The sequence below is a fragment of the Plantactinospora sp. DSM 117369 genome (assembly GCF_053764795.1).
Genome location: NZ_CM132446.1, coordinates 9,083,243 through 9,100,125, shown reverse-complemented (window position 1 = coordinate 9,100,125; position 16,883 = coordinate 9,083,243). Strand labels below are relative to the sequence as shown.

Annotated in this window: 12 protein-coding genes; 8 read left to right on the top strand and 4 right to left on the bottom strand. The window is 72.6% G+C overall.

Going from position 1 to position 16,883, the window contains the following annotated elements:
- The first annotated feature begins 767 nt into the window (after positions 1–767).
- The 7 genes from ACSMXO_RS38995 to htpX all read left to right on the top strand — a co-directional run bounded on the left by ACSMXO_RS38995 (position 768) and on the right by htpX (position 8,583).
- Complete coding sequence (locus ACSMXO_RS38995) at positions 768–1,442, top strand: NuoI/complex I 23 kDa subunit family protein (protein ID WP_455415785.1); 675 nt, start codon at positions 768–770, stop codon at positions 1,440–1,442.
- Positions 1,439–1,942 (top strand): NADH-quinone oxidoreductase subunit J family protein, encoded by a 504-nt coding sequence (locus ACSMXO_RS38990; RefSeq protein WP_346257317.1) that lies wholly within the window; start codon positions 1,439–1,441, stop codon positions 1,940–1,942. Before ACSMXO_RS38995 ends, ACSMXO_RS38990 begins: the two co-directional genes overlap by 4 nt.
- Positions 1,939–2,406, top strand: coding sequence for an NADH-quinone oxidoreductase subunit NuoK (gene nuoK, locus ACSMXO_RS38985; RefSeq protein WP_455415784.1), 468 nt, complete (start codon positions 1,939–1,941; stop codon positions 2,404–2,406). The genes ACSMXO_RS38990 and nuoK overlap by 4 nt, the downstream gene beginning before the upstream one ends.
- On the top strand, positions 2,403–4,337 hold the full coding sequence (locus ACSMXO_RS38980; protein WP_455415783.1) for an NADH-quinone oxidoreductase subunit 5 family protein: 1,935 nt from the start codon (positions 2,403–2,405) through the stop codon (positions 4,335–4,337). The genes nuoK and ACSMXO_RS38980 overlap by 4 nt, the downstream gene beginning before the upstream one ends.
- A complete protein-coding gene (locus ACSMXO_RS38975) occupies positions 4,334–5,857 on the top strand; it encodes a complex I subunit 4 family protein (protein WP_455415782.1) in 1,524 nt (507 codons plus the stop codon). Before ACSMXO_RS38980 ends, ACSMXO_RS38975 begins: the two co-directional genes overlap by 4 nt.
- A 28-nt stretch (positions 5,858–5,885) precedes the next feature.
- Positions 5,886–7,478 (top strand): NADH-quinone oxidoreductase subunit N, encoded by a 1,593-nt coding sequence (locus ACSMXO_RS38970; protein ID WP_455415781.1) that lies wholly within the window; start codon positions 5,886–5,888, stop codon positions 7,476–7,478.
- 220 nt (positions 7,479–7,698) lie between these two features.
- The gene (gene htpX / locus ACSMXO_RS38965; protein ID WP_346257323.1) at positions 7,699–8,583 is read left to right on the top strand and encodes a zinc metalloprotease HtpX; all 885 of its coding nucleotides are present in this window, start codon (positions 7,699–7,701) and stop codon (positions 8,581–8,583) included.
- A gap of 72 nt (positions 8,584–8,655) precedes the next feature.
- Here htpX and ACSMXO_RS38960 read toward each other — a convergent pair whose 3' ends face one another.
- Positions 8,656–9,807, bottom strand: coding sequence for a hypothetical protein (locus ACSMXO_RS38960; protein WP_455415780.1), 1,152 nt, complete (start codon positions 9,805–9,807; stop codon positions 8,656–8,658).
- A gap of 415 nt (positions 9,808–10,222) precedes the next feature.
- Between ACSMXO_RS38960 and ACSMXO_RS38955 the strand changes: the two genes are divergently transcribed.
- Positions 10,223–10,738: a hypothetical protein gene (locus ACSMXO_RS38955; RefSeq protein ID WP_455415779.1), complete on the top strand. Its 516-nt coding sequence runs from the start codon at positions 10,223–10,225 to the stop codon at positions 10,736–10,738.
- Between the two features lie 141 nt (positions 10,739–10,879).
- Here the strand turns inward: ACSMXO_RS38955 and ACSMXO_RS38950 are convergent, their stop codons facing one another.
- From ACSMXO_RS38950 to eccCa, 3 genes are all read right to left on the bottom strand, one after another.
- Complete coding sequence (locus ACSMXO_RS38950) at positions 10,880–12,286, bottom strand: hypothetical protein (protein ID WP_455415778.1); 1,407 nt, start codon at positions 12,284–12,286, stop codon at positions 10,880–10,882.
- A gap of 12 nt (positions 12,287–12,298) precedes the next feature.
- Positions 12,299–12,703 (bottom strand): hypothetical protein, encoded by a 405-nt coding sequence (locus tag ACSMXO_RS38945; protein ID WP_346258351.1) that lies wholly within the window; start codon positions 12,701–12,703, stop codon positions 12,299–12,301.
- 104 nt (positions 12,704–12,807) lie between these two features.
- Positions 12,808–16,857 carry a type VII secretion protein EccCa gene (gene eccCa, locus ACSMXO_RS38940; RefSeq protein ID WP_455415777.1) on the bottom strand — a complete coding sequence of 1,350 codons (4,050 nt, stop codon included), beginning with the start codon at positions 16,855–16,857 and terminating at the stop codon, positions 12,808–12,810.
- Between the last annotated feature and the right edge of the window lie 26 nt (positions 16,858–16,883).

The following is a 16,883-nucleotide window of genomic DNA, read 5'->3' as shown; positions in this document are numbered from 1 at the left end:
GATGCGCCCACCGGTGATTGGGCGGAAGCACACAGCTCCGCCCGTTCGCCGGGTCGACCGCGCCGCACTCCGGATCGGGTACGCGCGGCGGATCGGCGGCCTCGACCGCGTCGCCAGACGTCACCCGGATTCCTTCCGCAGTGCACTACTACCGAGCAGTGTGCGGCGGTCCGCAGCGCCCACCCCACCCTCGATGTCCGTCATCGGGGCTCGGCCTCGCCGGAATGGATGGCGACTGATGGCGGAGCGGAGCCGGGCCGGCGTGGTCGCCGACCGGGTTCGGAAACACCGGCCCGGGCCGGAGCAGCCCGCCGGGAAAGGGCGGGGCGGGCAAGACTTGGGGAAGCTAGAGGTGGCGGGGGCCAGCCGACTGATCGGCAGGTTGACCGGCCAGGGCTCACCAGTGTCGACGCACGTCGTCCACCGGCCCGTCTCGACGTAGATCTCCTCGACCGGTCCAGCCGGTGGGGGTGCACGACCAGCCCGCCCTTGGTCTCGATCCGCCAGTAGTACGGGATACCGGCCTTGGCGTAGAGGGCGGGTGTGGCGCGGTCGTGACTTCCCCTCGCGGATGGCGGACTTACGTCACCCGATGCCACCGTACCGCTTCAACTGGCCAGGGGTGGTCGCGCCGGAACCGTCGACACGGCAGGATGGGCCCATGAGCGAGCGCAGCGAGCGAATCATCAGGCTCAGCGCCGGTGAGTCTCGTGCCGGCACGCAGCGCAGCGGAGTGCCGGCATGAGCGAGCGCAGCGGAGTGCCGGCATGAGCATCCCGGGCGAGGGACTGGCGAAGGGGCTGGCCGTCACCTTCAAGACGATGACCCGCCGCTCGCACACCCAGCAGTACCCGGACGTCGCCCCCGAGCTGCCGCCGCGCTCCCGGGGCGTCATCGCGCTGCTGGAGGAGAACTGCACGGTCTGCATGCTCTGCGCCCGGGAGTGCCCGGACTGGTGCATCTACATCGACTCGCACAAGGAGGAGGTGGCGGTTCCCGGCGCGGCCCGGCCGCGCCAGCGCAACGTCCTGGACCGCTTCGACATCGACTTCTCGCTCTGCATGTACTGCGGCATCTGCATCGAGGTCTGCCCGTTCGACGCGCTCTACTGGTCGCCGGAGTTCGAGTACGCCGAGTACGACATCCGGGACCTGCTGCACGACAAGGAGCACCTCGGGGAGTGGATGGCGACCGTGCCACCCCCGCCCGCGCACGACCCGAACGGCGAGCCGGCCAAGGAGGAGGCCGCCGCGCGCAAGGCCGCCGCCCCGGGCGGCGCCGGGGAGAGTCCGGCCGGTCCGGCGGTACGCACCCGCCGCCCGGCCCGCCCCGCGACCGCGCGCCCCGCCTCCGCCCCGCCTGCAGCCGAGCAGTCCGCCTCCGCCCCGCCCGCGGCCGACCAGCCCACCTCCGGCTCTCCGGCCGACGAGGAGCCGCCGTGAGCGCCGCCGACGTGCTGATGCTGGCCCTCGGTGCGGTGGCGGTCGGGTCCGGCGTACTCGTGGTCTCCACCCGGCACCTGGTCCGGGCCGGGCTCTACCTGGTGGTCTGCCTGGGCGCGGTCGCCGGGCTCTATCTGGTACTCACCGCCGAGCTGGTGGCCTGGGTGCAGTTGCTGATCTACGTCGGCGCGGTGGTGGTGCTGCTGCTCTTCGCGGTGATGCTGACCCGGGCACCGATCGGCGCCGCCGACGACCTGGACCGGCCCGGCTGGCCGGCCGCGCTGATCGGCGGCGGGACCGGGCTGGGTCTGGCCGCCCTGCTGGTCGACGCGTACCGGTGGTCCACGGTGGACCTGCCGGACCCCGGGACGGCCGAACGGCTCGGCACCGAGATCTTCCGCTCCTGGGTACTCCCGTTCGAGGTGCTCTCGGTGCTGCTCCTCTCCGCACTGGTCGGAGCGATCGCGATCAGCGTACGGATTCCGGGGCGGCGCCAGTGAGGCCCGCCATCCCGTACGTCGTCGCCGCCCTGCTCTTCGGCCTGGGCGTGTACGGCGTACTCCGCCGCCGCAACGCCGTACTGGTGCTGATGGCCGTCGAGCTGATGCTCAACGCGGTCAACCTGCTGCTGGTCACCGCCGACGCCGCCCCGCTGCACGCGGCCCTGGGCCACCCGCCCCCGGCCGCCGAGGGTGCCGCCCCGCTGCCGCTCACCGGGCAGGCGTTCACGCTCTTCGTCATCGTGATCGCCGCCGCCGAGGTGGGGGTGGGGCTGGCGATCGTGCTCCAGCTCTACCGGCTGCGCGGCACGGTCACCATCGACGACGTACGCCTCGACGAGCACACCCCGGACACCGGGCCACAGGCCATCGTGGCGGCTCCGGCGCTCACCGGGTCCGGGACGACGACACCGGCAGCGAACACCGCACCGACGACGGGACACGCACCGGGAGCGGGCCGATGACCCACACGCTCGCCGCGCTGCTGCCGGCCGTACCCTTCGGACTGGCCCTGGTCGGGCTGCTGCTGCCGCAGCGGTCCCGGGCCGGTGCGGCGGTGCTGGGCATCGGTGGCGCGGCGGTGGCGCTGGCGGCGGCGATCGGGCTGGTCATCGCCCTCGACGGCCGGGGCACCGAGGCGAGCGCCGAGTGGATCGACTTCGGCGGGCTGTCGGTCACCCTCTCCCTCCGGCTGGACCCGGCCGCCGCCCTGGTCGCGGTCGCGGTCGCGACGGTCGCCCTGGCGGTGCAGGTCTACTCGGTCGGCTACCTGCACGACGACGACCGGTACGCCCCCTACGCCGCCCAGGTCAGCCTCTTCACCGCCGCGATGCTGCTGGTGGTGGTGGCCGGTGACCTGATCATGCTGCTGGTCGGCTGGGAGGTGATGGGCATCTGCTCCTATCTGCTCATCGGTCACGACCGGCGGCTGCCGGAGGCGCCCGGCGCCGCCGTGAAGGCGTTCCTGGTGACCCGGGTCGGCGACGTCGGTTTCCTGCTCGGCATCGTGGTCCTCGGCGTGCAGGCCGGCAGTTTCCGGATCTCCGACGTGCTGGCCCACGACTTCAGCCCCGGTACGCTGACCGCCGCCTGCCTGCTGCTGCTCGCCGGTGTCGCCGGCAAGAGCGCCCAGTTCCCGCTGCACACCTGGCTCCCGGACGCGATGGCCGGCCCGACCCCGATCTCCGCGCTGATCCACGCCGCGACCATGGTGGCGGCCGGGATCTACGCGGTGACCCGGCTCTTCCCGCTCTTCGAGCGGGCCCCGGCCGCGCTCGCCGTGCTCGGGGTGATGGCCGCGGTCACCCTGCTGCTCGGCGCGCTCGCCGCCACCGCCCAGGACGACATCAAGCGGGTACTCGCCTGGTCGACGGTCTCGCAACTCGGCTACATGGCCGGGGCGCTGGCGGTCGGCTCTCCTCCGGCGGCGCTCTTCCACCTGCTCAGCCACGCCGCCTTCAAGGCCCTGCTCTTCCTTGCCGCCGGTGCGGTGATCCACGCCGTCGGCAGCAACCTGATGTCCGCGATGGGCGGGCTGCGCCGGCCGATGCCGGTCACCTTCTGGTGCACCGCGATCGGGCTCGCCGCGCTGGCCGGGGTGCCGCCGCTGGCCGGCTTCTGGAGCAAGGACGGCATCCTGGTCGTCGCCGAGCAGGCGGCCCGGCACCACGCCGGACCGACCGCCGCCTGGGTGGGCTGGCTGGTCTGGCTCGCCGGGCTGGTCGGGGTCGCCCTGACCGCCTGGTACGCCACCCGGCTGCTGCTGCGTACCTTCCTCGGCGCCTCCCGGGCCCAGACCCATCCGGTCGACACCCCGGCCGCGCACGCCAGCCCGGCGTCGGCGATCGACGCGCCGGCCGGGTCGCCGGCACACACCCCGCCCGGCCCGCCGCACGACCCGCCCGGGCTGCTCCGCTGGCCGGTGATCCTGCTCGCGGTGCCGAGCGTGGCGCTCGGGCTGGCGGTCTTCGTCACCCCGTTCCGGGACGCGCTGGCGCTGGACGAGACGCACCTGGACAGCTTCGTGATCATCCCGGTGGCGCTGCTGGTGGCCGGCGCCGGGCTCGCCTGGTGGCGTTGGCGGGCCGACCCGGCCGCCGACCCGGCGACCGGACTGGGTCCGCTGCGCCCGGCCTTCGCCCGGGCGTTCTGGCTCGACGAGGTCCAGCACGCCCTGGTCGTACGCCCGGTGCGGGCGCTCGGCCGGCTGGCCCGGCGCGGCGACGAGGGGCTGGTGGACGGGGCGGTCGAGGGGACCGGCCGGGGGACCGCCGGACTCGGCGGCGGGATGGAGTTGCTGCACCGCGCCGGGGTGCCCCGGGCGGTGGTGGCGGTACTCGGCGGTGCCCTGCTGCTCGGCCTCGCCGCCGCGCTGGCCCTGGGGGGTACGACGTGACGCTCGGCGGGATCGGCCTGGTCGCCACGCTGGCGGTGCCGGCGGTCGGCGCGGCGGTGCTCGCCGTACTGCCGGGCCGGTTCGACCGGGCCGCCCGGATCACCGGTACGGCCTTCGCGGCGGTGACCCTGGTGCTCGCCGCGCTGCTGGCGGTCGGCGCCTCCGACACCTGGATCGGCTACCAGCTGGACGCGGCCGAGGCACCCGGCATCCGCCTCTGGCACGCACTCGACCTGACCTGGGTACCCGGGCTCGACCTGCGGTTCCAACTCGGGATCGACGGGGTCTCCTATCCGCTGGTGGTGCTGACCGCACTGCTGACCCTGCTCTGCTGCGCGTACACCTGGTGGCGGGTGCCGGCGCCGGGCCGGGGCCGTACCCTCGTCGCGCTGCTGCTGGTGGTCGAGGTCGGCATCCTCGGCACCTTCCTCGCCCTCGACCTGGTGCTCTTCTTCCTCTTCTTCGAGGTCGTGCTCCTCCCGATGTACGCGATCATCGCGGTCTGGGGCGGCGAGGACCGGCAGCACGCGGCCCGGAAGTTCGCCCTCTACACGCTCTTCGGCTCGGTGCTGCTGCTGGTCGGCGTCTTCACCGTGGTCACCGCGGCCGGCACCGCCGACCTGATCGAGCTGACCGGTGGCACGCGCCTGTCCCGGGGCACCCAGATCGCCGCGTTCATCCTGCTGGCGATCGCGTTCGCGGTGAAGAGCCCGCTCTGGCCGCTGCACTCCTGGCTGCCGGACGCGCACACCCAGGCGCCGACGGTCGGCAGCGTGATCCTGGCCGGCGTCCTGCTCAAGATGGGCACGTACGGGCTGATCCGGGTCGCGGTCGGGGTGGCGCCGGAGGGGGCGAGGGAGGCCGCCGGAGTGCTCGGGGTGCTGGCGGTGACGGCGATCATCGTCGGCTCGCTCGTCTGCCTGGCACAGAGCGAGCTGAAGCGGCTGATCGCCTATTCGAGCGTCGGGCACATGGGGTTCGTGCTGCTCGGCATCGCCACGCTGACCGGCACCGGCATCCAGGCCGCGCTGATCGGCAACATCGCGCACGGCGTCATCACCGGCCTGCTCTTCTTCCTCGCCGGGGCGGTCAAGGACCGGGCGCACACCGGGGCGCTGGCCGAGCTGGGCGGGCTGCGCGAGAGTACGCCCCGGCTCGCCGGGCTGCTCGGCTTCGCCGCGATCGCCTCGCTCGGACTGCCAGGCCTGGCCGGGTTCTGGGGCGAGGCCTTCGCGGTGGTGGCCGCCTGGCGGGTGGGCGGTCCACTCTGGACCACGCTGGCGGTGCTGGCCGCGCTGGGCGGGGCGCTGACCGCGGCGTACCTGCTGCGGCTGCTGCGCCGGGTCACGCACGGGCCGGCCAGCCCGGCCGTACTGACCCTGACGCCGGGACTGCACGGGGCCGAGCTGGCCGCCTGGGGGCCGCTGGTGCTGCTCGCCCTCGCGATCGGGCTCGCCCCGACCCTGGTGCTCGGCTACGCCGAGGTGCCGGTCGGGGCACTGCTGGAGGCGATCCGATGAACCCTCACGGGGTTGGGCGGGAAGCGTCGTGATCCAGAGCGTGGACAACGTGGCGCTGCTGCCGGCGTACCTGGCGGCCGGCACCGCCGTACTCGTGCTGCTGGCCGACCTGCTGGTCGCCCGGCGCGGCGCGACGGTGGCCGTCTTCGCGGCCGGGGCCGCCGCCACCGCACTCGGCGCGGTACTGGTCGGTGCCGCCGGAACGCGCCGGACGTTCTGCGCCGGCCCCGACTGCTCCTACCTGGCGAACGGCCGGGCGGCGCTGGTCGGCTGCCTTTTCGCGCTGCTCACCCTCGGGGTGCTGGCGCTCTCCGCCCCGCTGCTGCGCTCCGGTCAGGTGCCGCCGGGGGAGTACTGCTTCCTGCTCGCCTGCTCGATGACCGGCGGCGTCGTACTCGGCGCGGCCGGCGACCTGATCACCCTGGTCGTGGCGCTGGAAACCCTGACCCTGCCGCTCTATGTGCTGGTCGGGCTCCGGCACCGCAGCGTCGCCGGTGCCGAGGCGGCGCTGACCTTCTTCGTGGTCAGCGTGGTGGCCACCGCGGTCACCCTGCTCGGCGCCGCGCTGCTCTACGCGGTCACCGGGGCGGTGCACCTGAGCCGGCTCGGCGCGATCTTCACCGCGGAGGCGAACCGGCCGGTCCCGCTCGGCGGCGACTTCCCGACCGGCCCACCGCTGCTGAGTCTGCCGCTGACCGTGGTCGCGGTGGCCCTGATCGTGCTCGGGCTGGCCTTCAAGGTGGCGGCGGTCCCGTTCCACGCCTGGGCGCCGGCCACCTACGACGGCGCACCGGTGCCGGTGGCGGCGTACCTGTCGACCGCCTCCAAGCTCGGCGGGGTGGTCGCGCTGCTCGCGGTCACCGCGACCGCGCTGCCGGCCCGGATGACCGGCCCGCTGCTGGCGGCGGTGGCGGTGCTGACAATGACGGTCGGCAACCTGGTGGCGCTCCGGCAGCGCCGGATGGTCCGGCTGCTGGCCTGGTCGTCGGTGGCCCAGGCGGGCTACATCGTCGCCCCGCTCGGCGCGCTGGCACTCTCGTCCGGGCGGAGTGCGGAGGCGCTCGACACGGCGGTCGCCGCCGCGGTGGCGTACACGGTCTTCTTCGTGGTGCTGGAGCTGACCGCGTTCGGGGCGGTGGTGGCGCTGCGCCCGGCGGTCGCGGATGGTGGCGAGATCGCGGACTACCGGGGTGCGGCCCGGCGCCGGCCGTGGGTCGGTGCGGCGTTCGTGCTGGCGTTGGTCGGGCTGGCCGGGTTGCCGCCGGGCCTGGCCGGGCTGTTTGCCAAGGTCACCGTCGTACGGTCGCTGCTGGCCGGGGACGCCGGCTGGCTCGCCGTGGTGGTGGCGCTGAACGCGGTGATCGGGCTCGCCTACTACGTACGGGTCGCCGCCACCCTCTACGCCCCGGAGCCGCTTGCCGACCGGGCCGGCGAGGCCGCCGCCGCGCCGGTCGTGCCCGCCGATCCGGGTGCACCCGCCGTCCCGACCGGTGCCCCGGTGCCGGCTGCCGAACCGGTCCGGCCGGCCTGGGCGGTTGTCGCCGCGCTGGCCGTTGCCACCGGAGTCGCGATCGTCGTCGGCTTCGCCCCGCAACTCATCCTGGACATCGCCGCACTGTGACTGAACCCTTTTCAACCTGAACAGCGCGGTGCCTTGCGTCCCGACTTCTGCCTGGCCGCGACGGACGGCACGGGGAGGTTGAAAAAGGTTCATTGGCCGCCCCCAGGCCCTGGTGAGGCCCTTTCCCAGGCAACTCACAGTCATATCCGGATTGTTGACGGGGTATCCCGGTGTTGTACCGGTCAGCGGGTCCACCGGCCCGCGCACCGAAGGAGTTATCGTGCATAGCCATCACAACCGGCTCAAGACAGCCGCGCTTCTTGGCCTGCTCACCGCTCTGATCCTCGGCGTCGGTTACTGGTTCGGCGGCAGCGGCGGGCTGGTTATCGCCGTACTGGTCTCGCTGGCCATGAACGCCGCCAGCTACTTCTGGTCGGACAAGCTCGCGTTGCGCGCGATGCGGGCCCAACCGGTCACCGAGGCCGAATTCCCGGCGCTCTATCAGATGGTCCGGGAGCTGGCGACCGAGGCGAAGCAGCCGATGCCCCGGCTCTATGTCAGCCCGACCATGCAGCCGAACGCGTTCGCCACCGGACGCAACCCGCAGAATGCGGCGGTCGCCGTGACCCAGGGCATTACGCAGATTCTGGACTACCGGGAGTTGCGGGGCGTGATCGGTCACGAGCTGTCCCACGTCTACAACCGGGACATCCTGATCTCCAGCGTGGCCGCCGGCCTGGCCGGCATCATCACCATGCTGGCCAACATCGCCTGGTTCATCCCGCTGGGCGGCGGGGACGACGAGGACTCGCCGAACCCGGCCGTACTGCTGCTGACGCTGATCCTCGGCCCGATCGCGGCCACCCTGATCCAGCTCGCCATCAGCCGTAACCGGGAGTTCCAGGCGGACGCCTCGGGTGCCGCGCTGACCCGCGACCCGCTGGCACTGGCCAGCGCGCTTCGCAAGATCCACGCGGGTACGAAGGCGCTGCCGCTGCCGGCCGACAACCGGCTGACCAGTACCGCCCACCTGATGATCGACAACCCGTTCAAGGGTGGCGGCGTGGCGAACCTCTTCTCCACCCACCCCAAGATGGAGGAGCGGGTACGCCGTCTGGAGCAGATGGCCAACGCCAACGTCGGCCCGGTCCAGTACCAGCGCTGACCCACCCACGATCGACCTGCGCCCGCTCAGCGTAGAGCGGGCGCAGGTCTGCCTGCCCCTGTTGGCCGGACGCTATCCGCAGGAGTACGTGTTCGACCCCGAGTCGGAAAGCGTCTTGCCGTCGCTCAACGTCGCGGTGACCGTCCAGGAGACGGACGACCCGCCGATGAACTCCCAGCCGCTGGTGTCCGGAATCCTGCCGTTGAACGACCGGCCGCTGAAGTTGAGCGTGAGCGTGTCGGAGTTGCTCGCCGGCCCGGTTTCGTTGGAACTGTAGGAAACTCGGGCACTGCGGATGGTCGCCGAGGTGTTGCTCACGCTGCCACTGATCGCGATGCCCCAGCCCCGATCGACGGGAGTGCACTCGATCCGGCCGCTGGCCGATATCCGGGCCTGTGGCGCCGGAGGCTTCGGTGGCGGAGCGGTGGTCTTGGCCGGTGGTTTCCGGCTCGGTGTCCGGGCCGGTTTCCGCGCCGACGCCGGCCGGGCGGGCCGGGGTGGAGGCTTGCTGCTGGCCTTCGGTGTCGGGCTGGCCTGCGGAAGCGGGCTCGGCGGGACGACCGGCGCCGATGTCGGATTGACCGGCAACGGCGAGCCGAGCGCCAGCGCGGGCCCGGTCGGCACCGCCGCAGGCCGGGGCCCGCCGGAGGAGTCGCCGTTGTTGACCGCCAGGGCCACGCCGATCCCGACCAGCACGACGGTGGCCGCCGCCAGCGGCAACAGCAGCCGTCTGCCGGCCTGTGGCGCGTCGGGATCCGCGGACCGATCAGGTACGGCGACGGTGCTCGCCGGTACGGCGGTCGGCTGCTTCGCCGCACTGCCCCGGTCGGCTCCTGCCCGACCGGCGGGCTCCGGCTTGGCTGCTGTGCCGGGTTGGGCCTTGATGGGCTGGGCGGGTTGGGCCTTGACGGGCTGGGCGGGTTGGGTCTTGGCCGGCTGGGTGGGTTGCGGCTTGACCGGTGTGCCGGGTTGGGCCTTGACGGGCTGGGTGGGTTGGGATTTGACCGGTGTGCCGGGTTGGGCCTTGATGGGCTGGGTGGGTTGGGATTTGGCCGGCTGGGTGGGTTGCGGCTTGACCGGTGTGCCGGGTTGGGCCTTGCCGGGCTGAGTGGGTTGGGCCTCGACCGGCTGAGTCGGCCGGGCCTTGGCCGGCGCAGGCTCCGCCGGTGGCGACGCGGGTGCCGACGTTGGTGGCGCCCCTTCGCCGGCAGGCCGAGCCTTCACCGATCCGGGCGGATCGACCCCGTGAACCTCGCCGGTTGGGGAAGGAACCCCGACCTCGCCCGGATCGGCCGGTCCGCCTGGTGCGGCGGCAGGCGTTGCCGCCAGCGGCTTGGCGCCCCGTCTGCCGATCCTGGCCAGTCTGCCCAACGTGCCTCGGAAGCCGGTGCCGGCAGGCTTGCCGGCACCACCGGGCTCGGTCGTCGGTATCACCGTCTCGGGTTGGGAGGTCCCAGCCGGAACGGGCTCAGTCGGGCCCTCGCCGCCCGGGGCGGGCGCTCCTGTCGCCTCCGGTGCTCCGGTCGGGGCGGCCGGCCCATCAATTGTTGCCGCAGCCGGCGGGGCCTCCTCGGCGGTTGCGGCCTTCGCCTTCTTGGCGGTTGTGGCTGCCGGAATCTTGTCGCCCGGTGTCGCCGGTGTGGCCTTCTCGACCGCGGGCTTCTCGACCGGTGTGGCCTTCTCGACGACCGCAGCCTTCTTAACCGGTGTGCGCTTCTCGACCGCGGCCTTCTCGACCGCTGTGGCCTTCTCGACCGGTGTGGGCTTCTTAACCGGTGGAGCCTGCTCGACCGGTGCGGTCGCCTTGGCCGGGGTGGCTGGTGTGGCCGTCTCGGTTGAGCCAGCCCGTCCGGCCGAGTTTGCGGGTACGCCGGATTTCCCGGGTCTGGCCGACCTGGCGGCTCTAGCTGCCTTTGTCGGTCTGGCCGACCTCGCCGGTCTGGCCGACTTCGTGACTCTGACCGCCTTCACCGGTTTGGTCACCTCGGGCGACGCCACCGATGTCGGTGCTCCGGTCGGCCCGGCGGAGCTGCCGACCGCATTGGGTTCGGCGGGAACGGCCGGTTCGGCCGGGTCGGCGCCCGCCGCCTGCTCCGGTGGCTGCTCGGGCCGGAGCACCACCAAGAGGGCCCCGCAGCCCGGGTTCAGGCAGTAGACCGAGTCGTCCTCGTCCGGTTCCCCACAGGCAGGGCAGATGATCACAGGCACCAGATGCTCACCGTTTCAGACGTTCGGGTTCGGTCAGTAGGGCCGTGCGCCCGACAGGTCATCGCGTTCTCGGCAGAGCGGATCAGAATCACGCGCCGTAGGTCACCGCCGACTGCCGCTCGGTCTCCTGCTGTCGTGGCGGCGGCGTCTTCTTCTTGTCCACCTGACGACCGCTGATCGACTGGGGCGCGGCGACGGGTTCCTGGCCGACGACGCGAGGCGCACCACCGCTTCGCGCGGTACGCCGGGTCTGGCGGCCGGACAGTGCGCCACCATTCCCGCCTCCGGGGGCGACCGGCGGGATCATCGGCGGGATCATCGGGGCGCCGCCACCGGCAGGGGTGCCGACCGGGGGGCGGGCCGCGCCGAGAAGGCCGCCTCCGCCGCCGCCCTCGGCGCCAGCGAGCCGCCCGAGCAGGTCATTCGAGGCGGTGGGTACAGCCGCCCCGCCCCGCCCCGCGCCGACGCCACCCAGGCCGCCTCCGCCGCCGTCCGAACCGAGGCCGCTGGGACCGAGGCCGCTTGAACCGCGACCACCGGAACCGCCGCCGACGCTACCAGGCACGAACGGGACGATGGGCACACCACCCGGTACGCCCCCGGGTACCCCGCCCGGCAGCGTCGGTGGCGGCGTTACGCCGGAGCCCGGCGATTGGCCCGGCGCGGGCGGCTCGCCGACCTGCGGTACGTCGGTCTGCGGCGCTGAGACCTGCTGCTGGTTAGGCGGCTGGCTGACGTTGTTCTCCTGCGGACCGGTCTGCGGGTTGCCGGTCTGGCGGGGATCGGCAATCGGCTCGTCCGTGCGAGTCAGCTGGTGCAGCGGTCCCGGCGGAGGATTGACCGGCTGCTGCTCTCTCTGACCGGTGGTGTCGTTCGGAGTGCCGTTCGGAGTGCCGTTCGGAAGGCCGGTGCCGGGCGGGACGGGAGTGCCGTTCGGACCCAGGTTCGGGGTGGGAACCGTGCGTTGGACGTCGCGTAGCCCGACGTAGGGCCCGGGAGATTTCCAGGGGGTCAACGCGCTGATCTCGGCGGCTGCCTGGGTGGCCACCGTCCGGGCCAGCTCGTTGTACTTGTTGACGATCTGGCCCTCCAACGCACCGGACATGTCGTGGAAGGGAATCCGTTCCTTGTCCGCCTGGAGTTGGTCCAACTCCTGCTGGCGCTGCGCCTTGAGGCGCTCAAGCTCGCCCTGTGCCCAGCTGACCGCCATGCCGACCAGTTCGATGTGGTCGCCGCGGACGGGGGCCTGGGACCCCCACTGGGTCATCCGGTCGACCGCCTGGTCGGCGCTGTCGGTGAACGCGCTGGCCGCCCTGCTCTTCCAACTCCCGGCAAGGCTCCGGGTCTCGTCGGCCAGCGTCTTTCCGCCGTTACTGATCGCCGCGCCGATCGCACGCCAGCGCTCGGCGTGTTCGGTGAGGCTCCCGACGTTGACCGACATGAAGATGCTCAGGATCTTGTCGAGATCGTACTGTTCCCAGTTCGTAGCGGCCATGATCGCCGACCGTCAGGCAGCCGTGGCGTTTCGCGAAGCGGACCCCGGCTGCTCGGTGGCCTTCATCGCGTCGCGGACGTCCTGCAACGAGAGCCGGGCCTGGTCGTCGCCCCAACCGTACTTGTTGAAACTGACGATCGCGGCGCTGCCGTACGACATCAGGCCGTTCGCCGCGTCGGCAGTGAACCGGTTTGCTTCCACCGTGTCGTCGGTGATCTTCTTGGCGAATTCCACCATCTCGACGAACTCCGGAGCCGGTACCTCGAAGCTGGAGTTTCCGGCCTTGATCACCTCGGCGCTGAACGCGTTGGCCGCGTTCCACATCTTCTCACCAAAGGTTTTGAGGTGCTCCGTCTCGACGTCGAGGTCGAGGCCGGCGGAAGCGCCGGCAGCCTCCTGGTTGTCAGTGGCAGCCATCTCTGTCCTCCTCGTCGCGGGCACAGCGTGGCAATGATCAGCGATCCTAATCGGATATCGCTAGCCGCGGCAGACCCATCTGGCCGATCGCCTGGTGAGAATCGTCAGTCCACGTCGAGCCATCCGAATTGGACCAGCCGGGCACCGTCCCGCCGGGTGGACAACCAGCCGCGGCCGGGGGGCAGCGGACCGGGCCGGCGTACGCCGCTGAGCAGCGGCCCCTCCACCGGGTCGCAGGACATCAGGATGCCCGGTGAGCCCAGGTCCCGGATCCGGGCGAGCAGCGGGTCGTAGAAGGCCCGGCTCGCGCCGCCGCTGCGCCGCGCCACCACCACGTGCAGCCCGACCTCCCTCGACTGCGGCAGCAACTCGTGGAGCACGCCGAGCGGGTTCCGGTCTCCGGCCACCAGGTCGTAGTCGTCCACCAGGACGTACAGTTCGGGGCCGCTCCACCAGTCCCGCGCGCGCAACCGCTCCGGAGTGATCTCCGGCCCCGGGAGCCGTTCCCGGAGCGCGCCGGCCGCGTCGCGGAGCAGTTCGGTGGCCTGGTTGACCGAGCTGCCGTAGCCGAGGAGGTGTTCCTCGGGAAGCGCGCCGAGCAGGCCGCGCCGGTAGTCGATCGCGATGATCCGGGCCTGCCCGGGTGTCTGCCGGTCGGCGACCGCCCGGGCCAGCATCCGCAGGAACGACGACTTGCCGCACTCGACGTCGCCGATCAGGAAGCAGTGTGGGTCGGCGTTCAGGTCCAGATGGACCGGGCCGAGGTCGAGCTCGGCGAGGCCGACCGCCGGCCCTGGCCCGTCGGTCGCGGTGGGCAGCAGCTCGTACGGGACCATCGGCGGCAGCAGCCGTACCCGGGGTGCCGGGTCACCGGTCCAGCCGTCGCGGATCTTGACGACCAGCTCGGTCAGTGCCGGCGGCAGATCTGCCACGTCGGAGCCGCCGTCCAGCCGAGGCAGTGCGGCCAGGAACTGGTGCCGGCCGGGCGTGATGCCCCGGCCGGGCGCGTGCACCGGAACGTTGGCCGCCGCCCGCCGGTCGATGCTGGAGTCGGACGGATCGCCCAGCCGCAGTTCCAGTCGGGTGCCGAAGGCGTCCCGCAGCGCCGACCGGAGGTCGAGCCAGCGTCCGGCCGTCGCGGCGATGTGCACGCCGTACGACAGGCCGCGGCCGGCCAGCGCGATGATCCGTTCGGCCAGGTCCTCGAATTCGTCCCGGACCGTGACCCAGCCGTCCACCACGAGGAAGACGTCGCCGAACCGCTCTTCGGGCAGCTCACCGGCGGCCCGCATCCGCCGGAAGGTGGCGATCGAGTCGATGCCGCGTTCGGTGAAGAGTTGCTCGCGGGTGGCGACGATGGTCTCCACCTCCGCGATCGTCCGCCGGATCTGGTTGGCGTCCCGGCGGGCCGCGACCCCGCCGACGTGTGGCAGGTCCCGGATGGAGGCGAGCACGCCGCCGCCGAAGTCCAGGCAGTAGATCTGCACCTCGCGCGGGGTGTGGGTGAGAGCGAGGCTGACGATCAGCGTACGCAGCAGGCTGCTCTTGCCCGACTGCGGCGCGCCCACCACGATGACGTGGCCGCCGGCGCCGGACAGGTCCAGCCGGAGTGGGTCGCGCCGCTGCTCGAACGGGCGGTCCACCACGCCGACCAGCACCCGCAACGGTTCCGGCTCCTCGCCGTCCAGCAACTCGCCGAGGCTCGGCGGAGTCGACAGCGGTGGTAGCCACACCTGGTGTGCCGGTACACCCCGCCCGGTCAGCCGCCCGGTGAGGATCTCCAGCAGCGTCTCGTCGCCCGGCTCGACCTCGACCCCGTCCGGCTCGACCTCGACCGGCTCGTTCGGCCCGGTCAGCTTCGCGGCCTGGGCGGTTGCCGAAGCCACGGTGGGATCCGTACCGGCCCGGCCGGCGCCGGTCCCCCCACCGGCCGCGGAGACCGCGCCGGCAGCGCCGGAATCCTCGCCGGTGGTGCCGGCGAGGTCGTCCGGCGCGACGTATCCGGAGGTGTAGACCTGGACCCGGTCGTCGCCACCGGCCGGCTCGGCCGCGCCCGCCCGGCGGTACGCGCCCGAGACGTACGCGGCGCGGAACCGGACCAGCGCCTCGGTGCCGAACTTCAGGAAGCCGTGCCCCGGGGCGCGGGGCAGCTCGTAGGCGTCGTTGACGCCGAGCACCGTGCGGCTCTCCACCGGCGAGAAGGTCCGCAACCCGACCCGGTACGACAGGTGCGTGTCGAGGCCGCGCAGCCGGCCCTCCTCCAGCCGCTGGCTGGCCAGTAGCAGGTGGACGCCGAGTGACCGGCCAAGTCGTCCTATCTGGACGAACATGTCGATGAAGTCCGGCTTGGCGGAGAGCAGTTCACTGAACTCGTCGCAGACCACGACGAGGGTCGGCAGCGGCGCCAGCGGTACGCCGGCCGCCCGGGCCCGCTCGTAGTCGCGCTGCGACACGTAGTTGCCGGAGCGGCGCAGCAGCTCCTGACGGCGGATCAGCTCGCCGTTGATGGCGTCGGTCATCCGGTCGACCAGCGGCAGCTCGTCGGCGAGGTTCGTGATCACGGCGCTGGTGTGCGGCAGCCGGTCCAGGGTGGCGAAGGTGGCGCCGCCCTTGAAGTCGATCAGCACGAAGTTGAGCGTCTCCGGGGAGTTCTGCACCGCCAGCGCCAGCACCAGGGTGCGGAGCAGTTCCGACTTGCCGGAGCCGGTCGCGCCGATCAGCAGGCCGTGCGGGCCCATCCCGTCCTGGGCGGACTCCTTCAGGTCCAGTTCCACCTTGGCGCCGTCCGGCCCGATCCCGATCGGCACCCGCAGCCGCTCGCGGTGTGGCCGGGGCGCCCAGCCGAGCGCGGCGTCGTACTCGTACGGGTCGCCGAGCCCGAGCAGCTCGGCCAGGCCATGCTCGGCGTTCATCGCCCGGTCCTGCCCGCCGCCGCCGGACAGCCGTAGCGGCGCGAGTTGCCGCGCCAGCGATTCCGCGGCGACCAGGCTGAACGCGTCCGCCCGGCCCAGCCGCTGCCCGCCCGCGTAGGTGGTCGCCCGGAGGTCCCCGTCGGCGCCGACGTCGAAGACGACGGTGGCCCGGTCGAGATTGCGGGGCGGCTCGCCGCTGAGGTCGAGCACGGTGGCACCTTCGACGCCGCCGTCGATCAGCAGGTGGTCCGAGCCGGCCGGGTCGCCATCGTCGATCACGACGAGCAGGTGTGCCCCGTCGAACTGCGCCTCGGCGGCCGTCGGGTCGAATCTCGGCCGATCCGCGACCAGGTCCTCCAGCATCGCCTCCAGGGCGACGACGGAGGGTGCGATCAGGCGTACCGGACCGAGCGCGTCGGTCGAGGTGGGGTGCAGGGTGTGCGGCAGCCATTTCGCCCACTCCCACTGGGCCCGCGCCGAACGACCGACGCAGGCCGCGACGACGAGGTCCTCCGGGGCGTGCCAGACGGCGGCCTGGGCGATGAGTGCCCGGACCAGCGCCCGTACCCGGCGCCGGTCACCGCGCAGATAGACCCGGGCGAACCCGCCCAGGGCCAGCACCGTCGGCAGCTCCGGCACCTGCCGGTACGCCTCGACGAAGCGGTGTACCGCCAGCGCGCTCACCGGCTCGGCCTTCTCCGCCGGCACCGGTGGCGGTACGACGAGCGTGGCGGCGAGGTCGCGTGGCCCGAGCCCGATCCGGACCTGCCCGAAGTCGGCGTCGGAGTATCGCCGTTCCCACAGCCGGGCGCTGTCCACAAGCGACCACAGGGCGTCCGGGTCGGGGTGGGCGTAGTATTCGGCGGCCCGCTGCCGCTGGATCGTCTGCCGTACGGCGCGCCGTTGCTGGTTCAGCTCGAAGAGGTACTCGCGCCGCTGCTCCTGCATCTCCTGCTTGCTCGCCCCGCCGGAGAAGGAGGCGAACTGCACCGCGACGATGCCGAGCATCGAGACCCCGAACAGCGCGCCGGTCAACCACCGGAACGGGTTGTTGCCGCTGCCCCCGGCGAACATCAGCGCGATGGCCGCGGCACCCGCGAGCATGGGCAGCATGATGAGCAGCCGGCTCCACGAGCGCCCGCCCGGAGTGGGTATCTCCGGCACCGGCTCCAAGGCCACCTCGCCCTGCGGGTAGGGCGGAGCCAACCGACGCGCGGGTCGCTTGCGTACTACTGTGCCCATGCAGACGCTCCCACCCGGGCATCGTA